Genomic DNA, 3,750 nt, shown 5'->3' with positions numbered 1-3,750 from the left:
CCCACTCCTTGAGGTTCATGCAGTGACCATAACAGCCACTCAGAGGCTATAAGACACACTAGAGTTGACTCAAGCCCGAGCAGTTCGTAACCCCCAGAAGTCCCGCATCAGCGCCGCCCGCGAATTCGCGTTGCAGGCCCATATCGGCGTCGACACCCTCGGCCTGCTGTTGGCCGTCTGGGTCACCGCGGCCGGCGTTTCCGAAAACGCCGACGGCATTCACCTGCTCGCGAACACCACGAAGCCCATCCCCGCATCACCAAGGCATGGGCCGACACCGGCTACCGCACCAAGGCCATCGACAACGGCACCAACCTCGGCATCGACGTCGCTCACCCGGCAGGCAACCCTCAAGCGGCGCCATAGCTGAACTCCGAGTGTGTCAGTGGAAAGGACGGGACCGCTGGTGCCGATCAGGTGGGTCGAAGCTCAACCCGTTCTCGTCGAGGGCATTGAAGACGGTTGCCCGCCTCTCCTCGAAGACGAAGCCGACGTCAATGTTCCCCTGAGCCAGATCCCTGCCTGTCCACTCGAGCAGTTCGACCTCTTTGAGTGACAGACCCCGCAGAGCGTGCAGTTCCGGCAGAGGCTCGGGACGCCACTGCAGACGGAAATCGAGCCACTGCACCGGACGCCTGGTGTCGATCGTGTTCCACGTGAGGGAGAGATCGTCGAACTTCTGATGGTTGATCTCGACCTGCTCGCCATCGAAGTCGAACAGCACGGGGCAGTCGCAGAACCACTCATCATCCTGAAGGTCCCAGACCATCCAGACGCTCGTGAGCGTTCGTCCGGCAAGGCCACGCAGGCGATGCCCGTGCTCCCTCACAACGTCACTGCTGCGGTTCAACCACACTGGCTGGTAGCCCGCGATGCCGAAATCGAACATTGCGCCATCCTGCCAGAAGTCCTTCACACCGCTCCGAGGCAGCAGCACCAAGCCCGGCTGACCACGAACTTCTCAAACACCCACCCCAGGACAAGCGCTCGTTTGGTGCTCGCCGACGTACTCGCCGGCCTCACATGCAGGCACTGTGCCAAGAGCGCGATGCAGCACACCGCCGCCATGGCTCCCGAACGCCTCGAACCTGCCCTCTCGGAGCCGCCTGTACCGTCCGTCGCCTGCACATGAAACCCTCGCCCGGCGTTACCGAGGGTCTCAACGGACCGCATTTACAGGGGAACGCATCCCATGCCGCCGTGCCAGTGAGCGCCCAATTCCCGGCGACCCGGACGAAGCGATGTGCAATCCGCTGTGCAACAGCCGTACTCTGCACTCACAACAGCGAGCATGTCTCAGATGCCCGTCCCCACTTCTCAGGAGCACACCATGACAACGGAAGCCACCGCAGCGAACAGCATCGAAGCAACAACTGCCCTGCTCCATGAAGAGCTTCCTCAGCTCGAGGAACACCAGCAGGCACTCCAGGAGGAGCTTGCTGCCGTTTCCCAGCGTCTGGAATCGGTCCGCGGCGCCCTGACGGCACTGAGCGCCCTGTCCGCCACCACGGTCCCGCAGCCCCGCGCCGCCGAGGCCCCTGCCCCGGCTGACGCCGAAGCAGCCTCCGCGGACTCGGCCGCGGCCTCGGGCGAGCCTGCCACAGACACGAGCCCGGAACTTGAACCGGCCGCGGCCGAAGCTGTTGTGACTGACGAGCCTGCGGTGACACCGCAGAAGACGGCAACCCCGCGCAGGGCCCGCAAGACCAGCATCGGCACCACGAACACGAAGAGGGCCGCTTCCAAGCCGGCGGACAAGCCGGCGGACAAGCCGGCCAAGCGTCGCCCGGCGGCAAAGTCCGCCCCTGCCACGACAACGAAGAAGAGCACGCAGTCACGCAGCACCACGCCCTCCGAGGCCGTCCAGGACACCGGAGGTCTCACCGAGCAGGTGATCGCCGTCCTGGCCCGCAATGCCGACGTCGCGCTGCGCGCCAGGGACGTGGCCGAGGCTCTCGGCCGCGACGACAGCACCGGCAGCATCAACACCGTCCGCAGCACCCTCGACCGCCTCGTCGCCACCTCCCGCGCCCACCGCGCCGGCCGCGGCCTGTACCAGGCGCCCACCGCCTAATCGGGCCGCCGGCGGCCCCCACCAGCCCACTCGCCCGTTCGGACGGTGAGGATGGCCGTACCGGGAGGCCGCAGTGACCATGAGCAGGGGCGGCCCCATGGCGAGGAGGACTCATGACGATCGCGGTGCTGGGTGCGACAGGCGGGCAGGGCGGCGCCGTGGTCGAAGCGCTTCTCAATGCGGGACACCGGGTGAGGGCGGTGGTACGCAACCCCGCGGCGGCCAGGGCCCGCCCGCTGATCGCTGCGGGCGTCGATGTGGTCCCGGGCGAGATGACCGATGCCGTCTCACTTGCCGCTGCATTCCGGGGCGCGACCGCCGCTTACGCACTCACCACACCCTTCCAGGACGGCCTGGAAGCGGAGATCGCCCAGGGCACGGCAATCATCGAGGCGGCGGCACGCGCATCCCTGCCGCACCTGGTCATGGCGTCCGTCGCGAGCGCCGACCGCCATACGGGCATTCCGCACTTCGAGACCAAGGCCCGCATCGAGCAGGCCCTCTCCGAGACGGACCTGCCGGCCACAGTCGTCGCGCCGACCTATTTCTATGACAACGCCCTCGGCGCACTCCAGGAGGTCGCCGCCGGTGAGATCACCATGGCGCTCCCGGCCGACACGCCGCTCCAGCAGGTCTCCCGGCTCGACCTCGGCCGCGTTGTGGCCGCGATCGTCGCGGACCCGGGCCGATGGATCGGTCGCCGCATCGAAATCGCTGGGGACGACCCCACCCCCGCGCAAATGGCACGGGCCGTGGCAGCCGCAGCGGGTGGCCCCGTGACCTTCCGCAGCATCCCCTTGGAACTGGTGCGGCAGACCAGTCCCGACATGGCCGCGATGTTCGCCTACCTGACGGAGAGCGGCTACCACGTCGACCTCGCGGCCCTGCGTGCCGACTTCCCCGGCATCTCCTGGTTGTCGTTCGCGGACTGGGCCGAGCAGCAGACCTGGCCGGTGCCAGGCCGATGAACCTCGGCACGTCCCTACTGCACGACCATGGCGATGCCCCCTCGCCAGGCGGCCCTACCCGGTTGCCTCACCCGCACCGACACCTCGGTCCGCCCCAACAGCGCCGCCGCCATCCGGGCTCCTTCCGCTCGCCCATGATGCGGCAACGGCCCACCTGCGCCGGGGCGGCGGCCCGAACTCCCCGGCCGTAGGCCGGTGGGATGTCGCTCCGGGCATGCAGGCATGCACCGCGCCCTGTCGCTCGTCGCCCGTCTTGTCCAGCTGGATCTGCAGCGGGACGCGACCGGGCTGGTACCGCAGGCAGTTCACTATCGGGTGCAGCAGCGGCAGGTCGGTGGGCTCCTTGAGTTGGTCAACCGGCGGAGTCGGTGGTGACGGAGGCGATGGCGCCGCCCGAGTGGGAGGCGAGACGCGTGCCGAGCAGGAGGGCGGCGAGCTACTGTCGTTACCCCAACGTGGCCAGGGACATCTGGTGGATCGCTAAGAAATTGAGAGGGCTTGACGCTTCTACGGGTGCGCGTCTTCTTCGGCCGGATCCGGTTCAGGTGCTCCTTGGCGTCCGCGTCCAGCGCTCTGATGACGGCAGCCGCCGCCGGGTCGTACACCCCGACCGCGCCCTCGCCGGCGGGCCCGACGGCGTCGACCACCCTACGCGTCGACAATGTCGACAGGCTCCAGCTCGGTGGTCGCCGTCCTGCCCTCCACGAC

3 protein-coding genes and 1 pseudogene are annotated in these 3,750 nt (G+C 67.9%); 3 read left to right on the top strand and 1 reads right to left on the bottom strand.

Annotated elements, in window-relative coordinates; genetic code table 11:
- Positions 1 to 133 precede the first annotated feature (133 nt).
- Positions 134 to 330, top strand: a pseudogene (locus ACFV9O_RS39875) (IS5/IS1182 family transposase); the annotation flags it as partial.
- Positions 331 to 382: 52 nt separating this feature from the next.
- On the opposite strand, the gene ACFV9O_RS39870 reads toward ACFV9O_RS39875, so the two are convergent.
- Positions 383 to 916, bottom strand: a complete 534-nt coding sequence (locus ACFV9O_RS39870) for a hypothetical protein (RefSeq protein ID WP_385427882.1) — start codon at positions 914 to 916, stop codon at positions 383 to 385.
- Positions 917 to 1,330: 414 nt separating this feature from the next.
- Between ACFV9O_RS39870 and ACFV9O_RS39865 the strand changes: the two genes are divergently transcribed.
- Positions 1,331 to 2,074 carry a hypothetical protein gene (locus ACFV9O_RS39865; RefSeq protein WP_385427879.1) on the top strand — a complete coding sequence of 248 codons (744 nt, stop codon included), beginning with the start codon at positions 1,331 to 1,333 and terminating at the stop codon, positions 2,072 to 2,074.
- 113 nt (positions 2,075 to 2,187) lie between these two features.
- Entirely contained in the window at positions 2,188 to 3,042 is an 855-nt protein-coding gene (locus ACFV9O_RS39860) for an NmrA/HSCARG family protein (RefSeq protein ID WP_385427876.1), read from the top strand.
- Positions 3,043 to 3,750: the final 708 nt, after the last annotated feature.

It is taken from the genome of Streptomyces sp. NPDC059909 (assembly GCF_042730885.1).
Lineage (GTDB): Bacteria > Actinomycetota > Actinomycetes > Streptomycetales > Streptomycetaceae > Streptomyces.
This window is presented reverse-complemented; position numbering and strand designations above follow the sequence as displayed.

What these genes read in the sequence shown, in the direction of transcription:
- ACFV9O_RS39865 (WP_385427879.1), top strand. Translation starts at nt 1,331, where the DNA reads ATGACAACGGAAGCCACCGCAGCGAACAGCATCGAAGCAACAACTGCC.
- ACFV9O_RS39860 (WP_385427876.1), top strand. Translation starts at nt 2,188, where the DNA reads ATGACGATCGCGGTGCTGGGTGCGACAGGCGGGCAGGGCGGCGCCGTG.